We start from the raw sequence: 13755 nt of genomic DNA on the forward strand, positions 1-13755 counted from the left end.
GCGGGACAGCGCCCCCCTCTGTCCTGCCGGACATCTCCCCCACGAGGGGGGAGATTGGCCGTCACCGTCGACGGTGCTCACTCCAACCCGGCCAAGCTCTCTTCCTCGACCACCTCAGCGCCACCCAGTCTGAACGGCGCGAACGAGGTCCGGTGCAGCCTTGCCACCGGGCCATGCGCCTCGATGGCGGTGCGGTGCCGGACCGTCGCATAGCCCATGTGCACTTCGAAACCGTAGTGTTCGTGATGGCCGCCGCAGCCGCACATCATGCGGTCGCGCATCACCTTGGCGATGATCGAGGCGGCGGCAATCGACTGCGAGCGCTGGTCGCCCTTGATCAGCGCGCGGCCCACGCAGGTGAGGCCTGGCGGGACGTCGCGGCCGTCGGCCAAGGCGAGTTTCGGCTGCAGCGAGAGACCCGCGGCGGCGCGGCGCATCGCCTCGAGACTGGCTTTCAGGATGTTGCTGTTGTCGATGCCTTCGGCGCTGATCGAGGCCATCGATACGCTGAGCGCCGAGCCAAGGATCTTGAGGAACAGCGCCTCGCGCTGCAAATGGGTGAGGCGTTTGGAATCGTCGAGGCCTTCCGGGATATTCGCCGGATTGAGCACCACCGCCGCAGCCACGACCGGACCCGCCAGCGGCCCGCGGCCTGCCTCGTCCATGCCCGCGACCGGCCACAACCCGTCGGCCATCGCCTTCGTCTCGATCGAGAAGTCGGGCTTCTCGACCATTTCAAAGAGAAGCGGAGAATCGGAACGCGCGCGAGCCATGGTGCGGCGAGGTTCGCATCGGCTCCGATTCTCCGCAAGTCCCTCCGGGTCGGGTGGGGCGCCGGACCGGGAGGGCACCGTCTCACGGCCGGGGGGACAAGGGCCGGACGGAATTCTTGAAACAAGAGCAATTCCAGACGGAAAATCGCTTTGCCTGGAACTGCTTAGGGCCGGCCGTCGGGGCCGGCGCCATCTTCACAGCAGCATCAGCTGCTCGCCGGCGCCGGAGCCTGCGACGAATTGATCGACGCGAAGCTGCCGCCGTTCGACATTGAGGCCGAGGCGCTTGGCCGCGATCTCGAAGCGCCGGCCGATCTGCCAGGCATAGGGTCCGGCGCCTTTCATGCGCTTGCCCCACTCGGAATCGTAATCCTTGCCGTCGCGCATCGAACGGATCAGCGACATCACATGCCGGTAGCGGTCCGGATAATGCCGCAACAGCCAGTCCTTGAAGATCGGCGCCACTTCCAGCGGCAGGCGCAGGATGACGTATCCGGCCTCCCGGGCGCCGGCGGCCCGCGCCGAATCGAGGATGCGCTCCATCTCCGGATCGTTGAGGCCCGGAATGATCGGCGCCACCATCACCGAGGCCGGGATGCCGGCGTCCGACAATTGCCTGATCGCCTCCAGCCGCTTCGTCGGGGTCGACGCGCGCGGTTCCATGGTGCGGGCCAGCATGCGGTCCATCGTCGTCACCGAAAGCGCCACCTTGGCAAGGCCGCGCTCTGCCATGCGCGACAGGATGTCTATGTCGCGCGTCACCAGCGCCGACTTCGTCACGATGCCGACCGGGTGTCCGCGCGCCTCCAGCACCTCGAGGATCTCGCGCATGATGCGGTACTGCTTCTCGATCGGCTGGTAGGGATCGGTGTTGGTGCCGATGGCGATCGTGCGCGGCTGGTAGCCCGGCTTCGACAGCTCCCGGTCCAGCATGCGCGCCGCGTCCGGCTTGGCGAACAGCTTCGATTCGAAATCGAGCCCCGGCGACAGGCCCATGAAGGCATGCGTCGGCCGGGCGAAGCAGTAGACGCAGCCATGCTCGCAGCCGCGATAGGGGTTGATCGAACGGTCGAAGGAAATGTCCGGCGACTCGTTGCGGGTGATGATGGTGCGCGGCTTCTCGACCTGCACTTCCGTCTTGAACGGCGGCAACTCCTCCAGCGAGTTCCAGCCGTCATCGAAGACATGCCGGCTAACCGGCTCGAACCGGCCGGACGGGTTGATGCCGGCCGAGCGGCCGCGATTGCGGTCGGGCCGCACGCGCATGCCGCTCTGCTCGATCATCGCGTTCGCCATCTCGGCTCTGCCTGCTCCGAAAGCGGCAATGTCGGCGCGCACGATCTGTTCCATTTTCGCCCTCTCCCAGGGACTGTCGGCAGGCTGTCGAATCGCTCTGTTCATGAAACTATTCCTATTTTCTTGATGGGAACAAAGCAAGAACTTTTTCGCTTGAAGCGCGCAACTGGCGCATCGCCGCACTTTCCGCTATTCGGCTAGGCATGCTCAGCGTTCTTATCGAGACCCGCAACGACGAAGAGGGACTTGCCCGCACGCTCGCCTCGCTGGTCGGCGGCGCGGTCGAAGGCGTCGTGCGCGACGTGATCGTCTGCGATCAAGGCTCGACCGACCAGACGCATCGTGTGGCCGAGCATGCCGGCTGTCATTATGTGAGCGGTGGGATCGGTTCCGGCATCGGCCAGGCCAAGGGCGACTGGCTGCTGCTTCTGGAACCCGGCGCCCGGCTCGCCGAAGGCTGGATCGACGAGGTCGTGGCGCACACGGCGAAACAGACCATGCCGGCGCGTTTCTCACGCGCCCGCGCCGACCGCTCGCCCTTCCTGGCCCGCGTCTTTTCGGGCAGCCGGGCGCTCGCCGAAGGTCTTGTCATCAGCAAGCGCCAGGCGTCCGCTCTGGCAAAGAGCGCGCGCAGCGCCGAAGCTCTGGCTCGCGGCCTCGCGACCAGGCGGTTGAACGCCGAAATCTGGGTGGCGCCGCCGAAGTGACGCCTGCGCCCCTTACGAAGTGGGCTTGCCGCCGCGCCTGAGATGCTCGTCCAGCCGCGGCATGATCTCGACGAAGTTGCAGGGCATGTGCCGGTAGTCGAGCTGTGCCTTGATGATGCCGTCCCACGCGTCCTTGCAGGCGCCGGGCGAGCCCGGAAGCACGAAGACGAAGGTGGCGTTGACGACGCCGCCGGTCGCACGGCTCTGGATCGTCGAGGTGCCGATCTTGTCGTAGGAGATGCGGTGGAAAACTTCCGAAAAACCGTCCATGCGCTTTTCGAAGATCGGCTCCAGCGCCTCCGGCGTCACGTCGCGGCCGGTGAAACCGGTGCCGCCGGTGGTGATCACGACGTCGATATTGTCGTCCTTTGACCAGCCGAGGACCTTGTCGCGGATCTTTTCGCGGTCGTCGGTGACGATGTCGCGCGCCGCAAGCACATGGCCGGCTTCCGCGATGCGGTCGGCCAGCGTCTGGCCCGACTTGTCGTCGGCAAGGCTGCGCGTGTCGGATACCGTCAGCACCGCGATGCGCACCGGAATGAACGGTCGGCTCTCATCAAGTTTCGCCATCGCTCACGTCCATGCTGCGCGTGGCGGCCACGAACCAGTCGGGATGACGCGCGCGGATCTCGATCGCCGCGCGCTTGGCCACATTGCCGGTCTCGAACAGGCCGAAGCAGGTGGCGCCCGAGCCGGACATGCGCGCAAAGGCTGCGTCGGCGCGTTTGAGCGCTTTGAGCGCCTCGCCCACCGCAGGTTCGATCGAACTGGCGGCGCCTTCGAGATCGTTGCGGGTCGTTTCCAGCCAGTTGCGGACGGCATGGAAGTCGAGGCGCCTTGGCAGCGGCGGCAGCGCGTCATTATCGCGACGGGAGAGCGCCTTGAACACGTCCGGTGTCGAGACCGCGACGCCCGGATTGACCAGGACCAGACCTAGCGCCGGAAACGCGGAGAGCGGCGACACTTCATCGCCGATGCCGCGCGCGACCAGCGGCTTCGACTTCAGGCACATCGGCAGGTCGGCTCCGAGCGAAAGCCCGATCCGCGCCAGCGAAATCTCGTCGATATCGAGCTTCCAGAGCCGCACCAGGCCGTTGAGCGCGGCTGCCGCGTCGCTGGAGCCGCCGCCGACTCCCGAGGCGACCGGCAGGTTCTTCTCCAGCCGGATGGCGACCGGCGGCGTGCGCTGCACGCCGGCTTCGCGGCGCAGGGCATCGCGCGCCTTCACCACCAGATTGCCGTCGTCGAGCGGCAGGCCGGCGGCATATCGGCCGGACACCGAGAATTCATCCTGCTCCGCCGGTTCGATTTCCAACCGGTCGCCGAAGCGGGTGAACACGGCAAGGCTGTCGATGAGATGATAGCCGTCGCCGCGCCGTCCGGTGACATGCAGCGCCAGGTTGATCTTGGCCGGCGCAAGCCATGTCCGGACCTCTGTGCCGGGCTCCAGAATGTCGGCTGCTGGCGAGATGGGATCAGTCCTTGGCGAGACGATATTCGCCGGTCTTGGGATCCTTGACCAGCGTGCCCATCGTGCCGTTCGCCGCCTGTTTCTCGGTGCGCCGGATCTTGGCCGTCACGCGCTCGGCCTCGCGCACGAAAGCGCGGTAGCCGAAATAGGCGGCGGCGCCGACAACAGCGAAGAAAATGATCTGCGGCATATCCAAACTCCTCCCGCGTTCTCGCGGCAAGGCCGGCCGAAGGGCTCGGTCAAGCGATCATGCTATCCGCAATCATGGCTTTTTCAAAGCCCGAAGCGCGCCCACAGCGCGCGTTCTTCCGCCGCATCGAGGACGCCGTTTGCGGCCGCAGCAGCGATATCGGGCGCCGAGAAGCGCGAGCCGAACAGGCCGAAACGGCCGAACAGGCCACGCGGCGCGGTGATCAGCTTGAGCTGCGTCTTGTCGCCGAAACGGGTCTTGAGCACGCTGCGCATGTCGCCCAGCGCATCGACAAGGCCGAGCTCGAGGCCGCGCTTGGCGGTCCAGAACAGGCCGGTGAACAGGTCGGGGTCGTCTTTCAGCTTGCTGCCGCGCCGCTCCTTGACGAGGTCGATGAAGGTCTCGTGCACTTCGAGCTGCAGCGCTTTCAGCCGCTCCACGTCTTCCTTCTTCTCGGGCTTGAACGGATCGAGCACCGCCTTGTTCTGCCCGGCGGTGTGGACGCGCCGCTCGACGCCAATCTTCTTCATCAGCTCGGGGAAGCCGAACGAGGCCGAGACCACGCCGATCGAGCCGACGATCGAGGACGGGTCGGCGAAGATCTCGTCGCCGGCGACCGCGATCATGTAGCCGCCGGAAGCCGCGACATCCTCGACGAAGACCAGCACCTTCTTGTTCTTTTCCGCCGCCAGGTCGCGGATGCGCTTGAAGATCAGCCGCGACTGCACCGGCGAGCCGCCCGGCGAATTGATCGAGATGGCGATCGCCGGCGCGTCGAAGCCGAATGCCTTTTCGATGAGGCCGGCCGTCGAGGCGAGCGACAGGCTCGGCCGGAACTGGCCGCCGCCGGCCATGATGGTGCCCTGCAGCCGGATGACCGGAATGGTGACGACTGTCGAGCGCCAGGATTTCGGCAGCAGGCGGTTGAAAAGGCGTTTCACGAACGGGTGTCTCCGGACAAGATGCAAAGGAGCAGGGTAAGATCAGGCAAGTCGGTAATGTCTTTCGGGCGCGATGTCACCTTGCCTGCCATGTAGGCATTTGCCAGCCAACGGCAATGCCGCATCGCGCGGCTGGGATCAATCGCCGAACAGCGATGCCAGGCCGTTGTTGATCATTTCCGTCCGCTCGGTCGGCGCGTTTCCGGATGGTCCGTGCAAGGCGAGCGGCGGGCGGATCGACAGTTTCCCGCGCGCGCCCAGCACCGCCCTGATGACGATGCGGATCGCCGCCGCGTCCGGACGCGGATGCACGCACAGCAATTCGGCATCGCCAAAGCGCCCTTGGATTGCATCGAGAATGGCGACCAATTGCTCGGGCCGGGCGATGACTGCCAGACCGCCGCGCGGCCTGGCGACGGCGGCGGCGCTCCTGATCCAGCTTTCGAACAACCCGTCCTCCGCCACATGCGCCTGCCGGCGCAGCGCGTCGGGCGTCGAGCGGTCCTGCGCCGCGTTGAAAGGCGGGTTCATGATGACGAAGTCGAAGGAATTGTCGGCCAGTCCGGCTTCGACTCGTGCCCGGCCGGTCAGCGTCACGTCGGCCGTCAGCAGCGAGGCGCGGTCGCCGAGATGCGCATTGCCGGGATGCGAAAGCGTGGCGGCGGCGAACCCTGCCATTTCGGCGGAGCGCTCGACGAGCACGGCCTGGGCCGACGGGCAGCGCGAGAGCACGGCAAGCGCGGCAGCACCAGCCCCGGCGCCGAAATCGGCGAGCCGCCCGGAAAAATCGGCCGGCACGGCGGCCGCCAGCATCATGGCGTCCATGCCGGCGCGATGACCGCTCCGGCTCGGCTGCACCAGCCAGAAACGTCCGCGATGGAAGGCATCGACCGTGTGCGCCGGCGTATCTGGGGCGGTTGTCGCAGCCATTATTTCTGGCGGATCTCGTTTTCGATGCCGGCATCCTTGAGGATGCGGCGCGCGGCATCGGCCTTCTCGGCGTCGACCATGACGCGCTTCTGCAAAAGGCCGATCGACCCTTCGAGCACGCTCATATTCTGGTCGGCGACGAAACAGGCGATGCCGGCGTCGCGCATCAGCGATTCGACAAAGGAGATCACGACGGCGTCATTGGTGCGGACAAGCTCGATCATCGAACGAAAATCGCAGGTTGCGGCGTTCGTGTAAACGTGCGGGTAAACACAGCGTCGGCAGAGCGCGCCAATTCGCCTCTTGCCGTGCCCGGTTGTGCCGCCCTAGAGTCGGTGCGGGATCAAGGGTGCCGTGGGTGCGCGCTGCTCGTGCGCGTCAATGTAGACGGGAGTTGTCGTGGTGGGTGTCGTTCTCAACATCGAAGGCAAGCGGGAACCCGCTTCCATCAAGGATCTGATCGATCTGACGGCCGCCGACATGGGACGCGTCAACGAACTGATCCTGTCCAAGGCGGGCTCCGACGTGGAGATGATCCCGGAGATCGCCAACCACCTGATCTCTTCCGGCGGCAAGCGCCTGCGCCCCATGTTGACGCTGGCCGCCGCGCAGATGTTCGGCTATTCGGGCGAAGGCCATGTCAAGCTCGCGACCGCCGTCGAGTTCATGCACACGGCGACGCTTCTGCATGACGACGTGGTCGACGAGAGCGCGCTGCGCCGCGGCAAGAAGACGGCGCGCATGATCTGGGGCAACCAGGCGAGCGTGCTCGTCGGCGATTTCCTGCTCGGCCAGGCTTTCCGCATGATGGTCGAGGTCGGCTCGCTGGAAGCGTTGGACATCCTGTCGGCCGCCGCCTCCATCATCGCCGAGGGCGAGGTGATGCAGCTTGCCGCCGCCAAGAACCTCGACACCACCGAGGACGAGCATTTCGCCGTCATCAAGGCCAAGACCGCGGCGCTGTTCTCGGCTGCCGCCGAAGTCGGGCCGGTGATCGCCCAGGCCTCGCGCACCGATCGCGCCGCGCTGCGCTCTTACGGCATGAATCTCGGCCTTGCCTTCCAGCTCATCGACGACGCGCTGGATTACGGCGGGTCGAGCACGGATCTCGGCAAGAATGTCGGCGACGATTTCCGCGAGGGCAAGGTGACGCTGCCGGTGATCCTCGCCTATCGGCGCGGTACCAAGGCCGAGCGGACCTTCTGGAAGCGCGCCATCGAGGAAAACGTCACCGACGATGCCGGGCTCGAAAAGGCGATCGGCCTGATGGCCCGCCACGGCGCCATCGCCGACACGATCGGCCGCGCCCGCCATTTCGGCGAGATCGCCCGCGACGCGCTGGCGCCGCTGGAGGCGACGCCGCAGAAATCGGCGCTGATCGACGTCATCGATTTCTGCATCAGCCGGGTGAACTGAGGCTGCTTGGCACCCTGCGCCTGGCTGGCATCCGCCGGGCAGGGCGCTTGTGAATCCCGCTTTGGCCGCCTCGACAAAAGGCCGTTGGCCAAATTATCTATAAATATGGCCAGCACAGAAGACACGATCGCCGTCCGCATCAGCAAGGAACTGGCGGACCGCATCATTTCAGGCGCGATCGAGCCCGGGTCGCGGCTGCGCCAGGACCATGTCGCCGAGGAATTCAAAACCAGCCACGTCCCGGTGCGCGAGGCCTTTCGCCGTCTGGAGGCGCAAGGCCTGGCGATCAGCGAGCCCAGGCGCGGCGTGCGCGTCGCCTCCTTCGACCTCGGCGAGGTCCGGGAGGTGGCCGAGATGCGCGCCGCGCTCGAAGTGCTGGCGTTGCGCCATGCCGCGCCGCATCTGACGGCATCGATCCTCGACCAGGCCGAGGAGGCGACCAAGGCCGGCGACAAGTCCCGCGACGTCCGCTCCTGGGAAGAGGCCAACCGCACCTTCCACCGGCTGATCCTGGCGCCCTGCAACATGCCGCGCCTGCTCTCCACCATCGACGACCTGCACGCGGCGAGCGCGCGGTTCCTGTTCGCCGCCTGGCGCTCGGAGTGGGAAACCCGCACCGACCAGGACCACCGCGCGATCCTCAGCGCGCTGCGGCAAGGCAACACCGAATCGGCCGCCGCCACGCTCGGCCGCCACGTGCAATGGATCGGCCAGAAGCCGGTCAAGACCGCCTCCGGCCGGACCCGCGACGCCTTCGCCATCGTGGGGTAGTGGGCTGCGGCGATTGGCCTGAGGCCTCTCAGCCTCGCCACCGTCGGAGCGACTGGTCGAGGCCTCTCGGCTTCGTCATTCCAGGGCGGAGCAAGGAGCGAAGCGACGCGCGCAGACCCTGGAATCCATGCCGTTACGTCAAAGCTTTACAGCGGTGCAGAACGACCCCTGTTCTGCGCCGCTTTTGCCATTCGATCCTCGGGTCTCCGCGTCCGCTTCGCTCCCGCTCCGCCCGTGGATGACGAACCTGCGGGCTTGCCATCGTCGCGAAAATATGGATTCGATAATAGATCGAATAAAGAAATTATCTATAATTTCACACAAGCCAGGGAAGACACCGTGACCAACGCAGCCATTTCGACCCAAAAACCCTCCTTCAGCCCGCTCAAGCTGCACAGCCGTTCGCTCTCCTGGCGGATCGGCGCCATTGTTCTCGGCTCGCTGTTCCTGGCGCTGTCCTCCTATATCGAGGTGCCGATGGTGCCGGTCCCGGTGACCATGCAGACCTTCGCCGTCACGCTGGTCGGCGCGCTCTACGGCTGGCGCTTCGGCGCGCTGACCATCGCCGCCTGGCTGGTCGAAGGCGCGGCAGGGTTTCCGGTGCTGGCCGGCGGAGCGGCCGGAATACAGCATTTCGTCGGCCCGACCGGCGGGTACCTCCTCGCCTTCCCGGTCGTCGGCGCCGTCGTCGGCTGGCTGGCTGAGCGCGGCTGGAACGGCAACCGCGTCATGCTTGCCTTCGCCGCCATGCTCATCGGCAACCTGCTCTGCCTGGTTCTGGGCACCGCCTGGCTTGCCGTTATGATCGGCGCCGAGAAAGCAATCACCTTCGGCTTCCTGCCCTTCATCGTCGGCGGACTGCTCAAGTCGGCGCTGGGCGCGGCGACGCTGAAGCTGTTTTCGAGCAACCGACCAGCCCATCCCCGGTAAGCCGCCGGGTGGATGACCGAACCCGACACCAGATGACCGTCAGGCTGCGCGCCCATCATCTGCTCTGCCTGTTGACCTATGTCGGCAAGGGCTACTCGCCGGCCTTCACCGCCAACTATGACGTTGTGGTGGAGCGCCTGGCCGGCGGCGAGGATATCTTGATCGTTTCCGGCCCGGACGACATCTGCGCCCCGATGCTGGACGAGAGTGAGCCGCACTGCCTGGGCGAAAACGCCGCCGGGCGGGACGCCGTCGCGGCTCGCGATGTCGCCGGTCTTCTCGGCCGGCCGCTCCCGGCCGGCGCTTGGCTCGAGCTCGATCCCTCGACCCTCGCGCGCATGCGCGAGGCATTTTCTTCCGGCCTGACGCGCAAGGCGTGCCCGGGCTGCGAATGGTTCGACCTGTGCGGCGCGGTCGCGGCGAGCGGCTTTCACGGAACGCGCATTTAGACGCATATGGCGAAATTCGGCCGCCGATCCGCATATTTTCGCTGGCTGGCATCGTTTTTTAAGCCGGATGATTGCATTGTGATTCGCTCGGCGATTGAAGCCCGACCCCAAAAAGGCCATGCTTTGGCCGGAAAAGATCGAGTCTGTGGGCGGTCCGCCGAGGGCGGGATCGCATCTGGCTGAAAGGGATACGATGCGGCAAGGACGTGCGCGCTGGCTGACGAGGCTGGCATTTTTGACCGGAGTGGCGCTCTGGGTGCTGCCGGTCCAGGCCAAGGAAGAAGCCCAACCGCTGCAGATCACGTCTTTCTCGGGCGCCTATCTTGCGGCCCATATCGCCGAAAGCGACAACGACCTCGACGACGCGATCGCCTATTACAAGCAGGCGCTGGCCTTTGCGCCGGACGACAAGGACCTGCAGCAGAGCCTGATGCTGGCGCTGGTCTCGCAGGGCCGCTTTGAGGAATCGCTGGTCTATGCCGACAAGCTGAAGGAAGTGCCCGATGTCGAGCGCTTCTCGCGCCTCGCGCTGGCCATCGATTCCTTCCACAAGAAAGACTACGCCAAGGCGCAGTACTGGCTGAAGCTGTCGCTCGAATCCGATCTCGACCGGCTGCTCTCCGGCGTCATGGACGGCTGGGCCAAGCAGGGCGCCGGCAATGCGTCCGAGGCCATGGATGCCATCGACAAGCTGAAAGGCCCCGATTGGTTCGGCCTGTTCAAGTCGTTCCACCGCGCGCTGATCGCCGATGCCGCCGGCCTCAGCGACAAGGCCGATGCGATCTACGCCGCCACGCTTGCCGACACCGCCGCCGGCGGCTCCGCGCCCGAAACCTGGATGCGCAATGCCCAGGCCTATGCCTCCTTCCTCGCCCGCAAGGGCGACAAGTCGAAGGCCGAGGCGGTGTTGAACCAGGCCGAAACCTTCGCCCCGGGCAAGCTCGAGATCACCACGCTGCGCGACCGCATCGCCAAGGGCGACAAGATCGAACCACTGGTCGCCGGCCCGGCCGACGGGGCATCCGAAATCCTGCTCGACCTTGCCACCGCGCTCAACCGCGGCGGCGGCGAGCCTTTCGTGCGGCTTTATCTGCAATACGCGCTGGCGCTGAAGCCGGACAGCGATGCTGCCCTTGTGCAGCTTGCCGCCGTTGCCGAGCAGCTGAAGGACGGCGAGGGCGCGGTCGCGCTCTACCGCCGCATTCCGGCGTCCTCGCCGCTGAAAGAGCTCTCCGACCTGCAGATCGGCCTCAACCTTGCCGATCTCGACAAGCATGACGAAGCGATTTCCCATCTCAAGGCCTATCTCGACAAGCACCCGGACGACATGCGCGCCTATCTGGCGCTTGGCGGCGTCTATGGCTCGAAAGAAGATTTCCGCTCGGCCGCCAATCTCTACGACAAGGCCGTCGAGCAGCTGAAGACGCCGACCGCCGCCAACTGGAACATCTTCTACCAGCGCGGCATCGCCTATGAGCGGCTGAAGGAGTGGCCGAAGGCGGAGCCCAATTTCCGCAAGGCGCTGGAGCTGCAGCCCGACCAGCCGCAGGTCATGAACTATCTCGGCTATTCCTGGGTCGACATGAACATGAACCTCAAGGAAGGCCTGGCGATGATCCAGAAGGCCGTGGATCTGCGGCCGAACGACGGCTACATCGTCGATTCGCTCGGCTGGGCCTATTTCCGCATGGGGCGCTTCGACGACGCCGTGCGCGAGATGGAGCGCGCCGTCTCGCTGAAGCCGGAAGATCCCGTCCTCAACGACCATCTCGGCGACGCCTACTGGCGTGTCGGCCGCAAGCTCGAGGCCACTTATCAGTGGACCCAGGCGCGCGACCTGAAGCCCGATCCGGATGTGCTCGCCACTTTGCAGCAGAAGCTGCTCAAGGGCTTGCCGCCGATCGAATCCAACACAGCGCAGGAAACCCCCAAGGTGAAACCGGACCCGACGCCCGCGCCGAAGGGCTGAGCGTTGCGCTATTGATCTTCTGGCGGGGCCCTTCGGGGCCTCGCGGCATTTTCAGAACATCTTTCTGTAAACGACGAACCCGGACTTCTCGGCGACCTTGTCGTAGAGCTGCATCGCTGTGTGGTTCGTCTCATGCGTCAGCCAGTAGACGCGGTTCGCGCCCGCTTCACGGGCGCGTTCGTAGACGTCTTCGATCAGCGTCCTGCCGACGCCCTGGCCGCGCGCGGCCTGCGTGGTGAAGAGATCCTGCAAATAACAGCTCGGCGTGATCGACGTCGTCGAGCGATGATAGAGATAGTGCACGAGGCCGAGCAGGTTGCCTTCGCGCTCGGCCACCAGCGCATGCACCGGCTCATAGGCGTCGAAGAAACGCGACCAGGTCATCTGCGTGATCTCGCCGGCAAGCGCCGTCGGGCCGGAGCGCCCGTAAAACGCGTTGTAGCCGTCCCACAGCGGCAGCCATTGCTCGTAATCCTGCCTTGTGATGGGGCGGACGGCAAGTTGACCGGACATGGCGAAACCTCTGTCGTTGACGTGGAACGGAGCAAACGGCGACCGCCGCTCGACGGCAATGGGCCAGCCTGCCGCAAAGCTTTCCGCCTTGCCGGACCTGAGCCACCGCCTTGACGCTCGCCGGCCCGGCAACTAGGGAAGCGTCATCTTGCGCTTTCCGAGGCCGCCGTGACCATCGAGATCCCCGCCCATATGCATCCCAGCCGCTCCTTCCAGGGGCTGATCCTGACCTTGCACAACTACTGGGCGGACTATGGTTGCCTCATCCTGCAGCCCTACGACATGGAGGTCGGCGCCGGCACTTTCCATCCGGCGACGACCTTGCGCGCGCTGGGCCCGCTGCGCTGGAACGCCGCTTACGTGCAGCCCTCGCGCCGCCCGAAGGACGGCCGCTACGGCGAGAACCCCAACCGGCTGCAGCACTATTACCAGTACCAGGTGATCCTGAAGCCCAACCCGCCGAACCTGCAGGAGCTCTATCTCGGCTCGCTGGCAGCCATCGGCGTCGATCCGCTGCTGCACGACATCCGCTTCGTCGAGGACGACTGGGAAAGCCCGACGCTTGGCGCCTGGGGGCTCGGCTGGGAGTGCTGGTGCGACGGCATGGAAGTCTCGCAGTTCACCTATTTCCAGCAGGTCTGCGGCATCGAATGCGCGCCGGTGGCGGGCGAGTTGACCTACGGCCTGGAGCGGCTCGCCATGTATGTGCAGGGCGTCGACAATGTCTACGACCTGAACTTCAACGGCCGCGAAGGCGCCGAAAAAGTCACCTACGGCGACGTCTTCCTGCAGGCCGAGCAGGAATATTCGCGCCACAATTTCGAATTCGCCAACACCGCGATGCTGCTGAGGCACTTCGAGGACGCCGAGGCCGAATGCAAGGCGCTGCTCGATGCCGGCACGCCCAAGCCGAGCGACAATCTGGCCATGCATCGCATGGTCTTCCCGGCCTACGACCAGTGCATCAAGGCAAGCCATGTCTTCAACCTGCTCGACGCACGCGGCGTGATCTCAGTCACCGAACGGCAGAGCTATATCCTGCGCGTGCGCAATCTTGCCAAGGCGTGCGGCGAGGCGTTCCTGAAGACGCGGGCTGGCGGGCTGGCGGCGGCTTAGAGCAATTCCAGGAAAAGTGCGTTGCGGTTTTCCGTCCGGAATTGCGTCAAAACAAGATAGAGCGAAATCGCCGTTTCCATGAAACGGCGGATCGCTCTAGGCCGGTACGGCTTTCTCGGTCTCGGTGGCGGCGCCGACGGGCAACACAATCTGCGCGGTCGCGCCGTCGATCGTGCGCATGGCCTGCCTCACCCCTGGCATCGTGATCACGCCGTGCATCTGAGCGGCGAAGCAGGCGCTGAGCGCCAGGATCTGCAGGGTTCTCGATGCCGTCTTCATCGTC

Annotated in this window: 17 protein-coding genes; 7 read left to right on the forward strand and 10 right to left on the reverse strand. The window is 65.5% G+C overall.

The genetic code is table 11. From position 1 onward, the window contains the following. Positions 1–77: 77 nt before the first annotated feature. Together E5X34_RS07925 and E5X34_RS07930 are read right to left on the reverse strand one after the other, a co-directional pair. A complete protein-coding gene (locus E5X34_RS07925) occupies positions 78–773 on the reverse strand; it encodes a ribonuclease HII (RefSeq protein ID WP_292562849.1) in 696 nt (231 codons plus the stop codon). Between the two features lie 195 nt (positions 774–968). Then, positions 969–2123: a PA0069 family radical SAM protein gene (locus tag E5X34_RS07930; RefSeq protein WP_127251902.1), complete on the reverse strand. Its 1155-nt coding sequence runs from the start codon at positions 2121–2123 to the stop codon at positions 969–971. 149 nt (positions 2124–2272) lie between these two features. Here E5X34_RS07930 and E5X34_RS07935 point away from each other — a divergent pair, with 149 nt between their 5' ends. Further along, on the forward strand, positions 2273–2776 hold the full coding sequence (locus E5X34_RS07935) for a glycosyltransferase (RefSeq protein WP_292562850.1): 504 nt from the start codon (positions 2273–2275) through the stop codon (positions 2774–2776). Between the two features lie 12 nt (positions 2777–2788). On the opposite strand, the gene moaB is transcribed toward E5X34_RS07935, so the two are convergent. The 6 genes from moaB to E5X34_RS07965 all read right to left on the reverse strand — a co-directional run bounded on the left by moaB (position 2789) and on the right by E5X34_RS07965 (position 6532). After that, complete coding sequence (moaB, locus tag E5X34_RS07940; RefSeq protein ID WP_292562852.1) at positions 2789–3346, reverse strand: molybdenum cofactor biosynthesis protein B; 558 nt, start codon at positions 3344–3346, stop codon at positions 2789–2791. Continuing rightward, positions 3333–4226 carry a 4-(cytidine 5'-diphospho)-2-C-methyl-D-erythritol kinase gene (locus E5X34_RS07945; protein ID WP_292563270.1) on the reverse strand — a complete coding sequence of 298 codons (894 nt, stop codon included), beginning with the start codon at positions 4224–4226 and terminating at the stop codon, positions 3333–3335. The genes moaB and E5X34_RS07945 overlap by 14 nt, the downstream gene beginning before the upstream one ends. Before the next feature lie 25 nt (positions 4227–4251). Next, positions 4252–4437: a membrane protein gene (locus E5X34_RS07950; RefSeq protein WP_027164591.1), complete on the reverse strand. Its 186-nt coding sequence runs from the start codon at positions 4435–4437 to the stop codon at positions 4252–4254. An 83-nt stretch (positions 4438–4520) separates the two neighbouring features. Beyond that, positions 4521–5378 (reverse strand): S49 family peptidase, encoded by an 858-nt coding sequence (locus tag E5X34_RS07955; protein WP_292562853.1) that lies wholly within the window; start codon positions 5376–5378, stop codon positions 4521–4523. A 138-nt stretch (positions 5379–5516) separates the two neighbouring features. Next, positions 5517–6308 carry a methyltransferase gene (locus tag E5X34_RS07960; RefSeq protein ID WP_292562855.1) on the reverse strand — a complete coding sequence of 264 codons (792 nt, stop codon included), beginning with the start codon at positions 6306–6308 and terminating at the stop codon, positions 5517–5519. Then, positions 6308–6532: a DUF2007 domain-containing protein gene (locus E5X34_RS07965; RefSeq protein WP_127875481.1), complete on the reverse strand. Its 225-nt coding sequence runs from the start codon at positions 6530–6532 to the stop codon at positions 6308–6310. Before E5X34_RS07965 ends, E5X34_RS07960 begins: the two co-directional genes overlap by 1 nt. Before the next feature lie 178 nt (positions 6533–6710). On the opposite strand from E5X34_RS07965, the gene E5X34_RS07970 reads away from it, so the two are divergent. The 5 genes from E5X34_RS07970 to E5X34_RS07990 all read left to right on the forward strand — a co-directional run bounded on the left by E5X34_RS07970 (position 6711) and on the right by E5X34_RS07990 (position 11843). Next, positions 6711–7724 (forward strand): polyprenyl synthetase family protein, encoded by a 1014-nt coding sequence (locus E5X34_RS07970; RefSeq protein WP_292563273.1) that lies wholly within the window; start codon positions 6711–6713, stop codon positions 7722–7724. 105 nt (positions 7725–7829) lie between these two features. Continuing rightward, a complete protein-coding gene (locus E5X34_RS07975; RefSeq protein WP_126062266.1) occupies positions 7830–8495 on the forward strand; it encodes a GntR family transcriptional regulator in 666 nt (221 codons plus the stop codon). A 339-nt stretch (positions 8496–8834) separates the two neighbouring features. After that, positions 8835–9425, forward strand: a complete 591-nt coding sequence (locus E5X34_RS07980) for a biotin transporter BioY (protein WP_292562858.1) — start codon at positions 8835–8837, stop codon at positions 9423–9425. Positions 9426–9457: 32 nt separating this feature from the next. Then, positions 9458–9874: a DUF1284 domain-containing protein gene (locus E5X34_RS07985; RefSeq protein ID WP_292562860.1), complete on the forward strand. Its 417-nt coding sequence runs from the start codon at positions 9458–9460 to the stop codon at positions 9872–9874. A gap of 193 nt (positions 9875–10067) precedes the next feature. Next, positions 10068–11843: a tetratricopeptide repeat protein gene (locus tag E5X34_RS07990; RefSeq protein ID WP_292562862.1), complete on the forward strand. Its 1776-nt coding sequence runs from the start codon at positions 10068–10070 to the stop codon at positions 11841–11843. A gap of 51 nt (positions 11844–11894) precedes the next feature. Here the strand turns inward: E5X34_RS07990 and E5X34_RS07995 are convergent, their stop codons facing one another. After that, positions 11895–12356: a GNAT family N-acetyltransferase gene (locus E5X34_RS07995; RefSeq protein WP_292562864.1), complete on the reverse strand. Its 462-nt coding sequence runs from the start codon at positions 12354–12356 to the stop codon at positions 11895–11897. Positions 12357–12548: 192 nt separating this feature from the next. On the opposite strand from E5X34_RS07995, the gene E5X34_RS08000 reads away from it, so the two are divergent. Beyond that, on the forward strand, positions 12549–13472 hold the full coding sequence (locus E5X34_RS08000) for a glycine--tRNA ligase subunit alpha (RefSeq protein WP_292563276.1): 924 nt from the start codon (positions 12549–12551) through the stop codon (positions 13470–13472). Between the two features lie 96 nt (positions 13473–13568). Here the strand turns inward: E5X34_RS08000 and E5X34_RS08005 are convergent, their stop codons facing one another. Then, complete coding sequence (locus tag E5X34_RS08005) at positions 13569–13751, reverse strand: hypothetical protein (RefSeq protein WP_292562867.1); 183 nt, start codon at positions 13749–13751, stop codon at positions 13569–13571. Positions 13752–13755: the final 4 nt, after the last annotated feature.

Source organism: Mesorhizobium sp. (assembly GCF_004963255.1).
Taxonomy (GTDB): domain Bacteria; phylum Pseudomonadota; class Alphaproteobacteria; order Rhizobiales; family Rhizobiaceae; genus Mesorhizobium.

Coding starts and splice junctions, on each gene's coding strand:
- E5X34_RS07925 (WP_292562849.1), bottom strand. CDS start 773: ATGGCTCGCGCGCGTTCCGATTCTCCGCTTCTCTTTGAAATGGTCGAG.
- E5X34_RS07930 (WP_127251902.1), bottom strand. CDS start 2,123: ATGGAACAGATCGTGCGCGCCGACATTGCCGCTTTCGGAGCAGGCAGA.
- E5X34_RS07935 (WP_292562850.1), top strand. CDS start 2,273: ATGCTCAGCGTTCTTATCGAGACCCGCAACGACGAAGAGGGACTTGCC.
- moaB (WP_292562852.1), bottom strand. CDS start 3,346: ATGGCGAAACTTGATGAGAGCCGACCGTTCATTCCGGTGCGCATCGCG.
- E5X34_RS07950 (WP_027164591.1), bottom strand. CDS start 4,437: ATGCCGCAGATCATTTTCTTCGCTGTTGTCGGCGCCGCCGCCTATTTC.
- E5X34_RS07960 (WP_292562855.1), bottom strand. CDS start 6,308: ATGGCTGCGACAACCGCCCCAGATACGCCGGCGCACACGGTCGATGCC.
- E5X34_RS07965 (WP_127875481.1), bottom strand. CDS start 6,532: ATGATCGAGCTTGTCCGCACCAATGACGCCGTCGTGATCTCCTTTGTC.
- E5X34_RS07975 (WP_126062266.1), top strand. CDS start 7,830: ATGGCCAGCACAGAAGACACGATCGCCGTCCGCATCAGCAAGGAACTG.
- E5X34_RS07985 (WP_292562860.1), top strand. CDS start 9,458: ATGACCGTCAGGCTGCGCGCCCATCATCTGCTCTGCCTGTTGACCTAT.
- E5X34_RS07990 (WP_292562862.1), top strand. CDS start 10,068: ATGCGGCAAGGACGTGCGCGCTGGCTGACGAGGCTGGCATTTTTGACC.
- E5X34_RS07995 (WP_292562864.1), bottom strand. CDS start 12,356: ATGTCCGGTCAACTTGCCGTCCGCCCCATCACAAGGCAGGATTACGAG.
- E5X34_RS08000 (WP_292563276.1), top strand. CDS start 12,549: ATGCATCCCAGCCGCTCCTTCCAGGGGCTGATCCTGACCTTGCACAAC.
- E5X34_RS08005 (WP_292562867.1), bottom strand. CDS start 13,751: ATGAAGACGGCATCGAGAACCCTGCAGATCCTGGCGCTCAGCGCCTGC.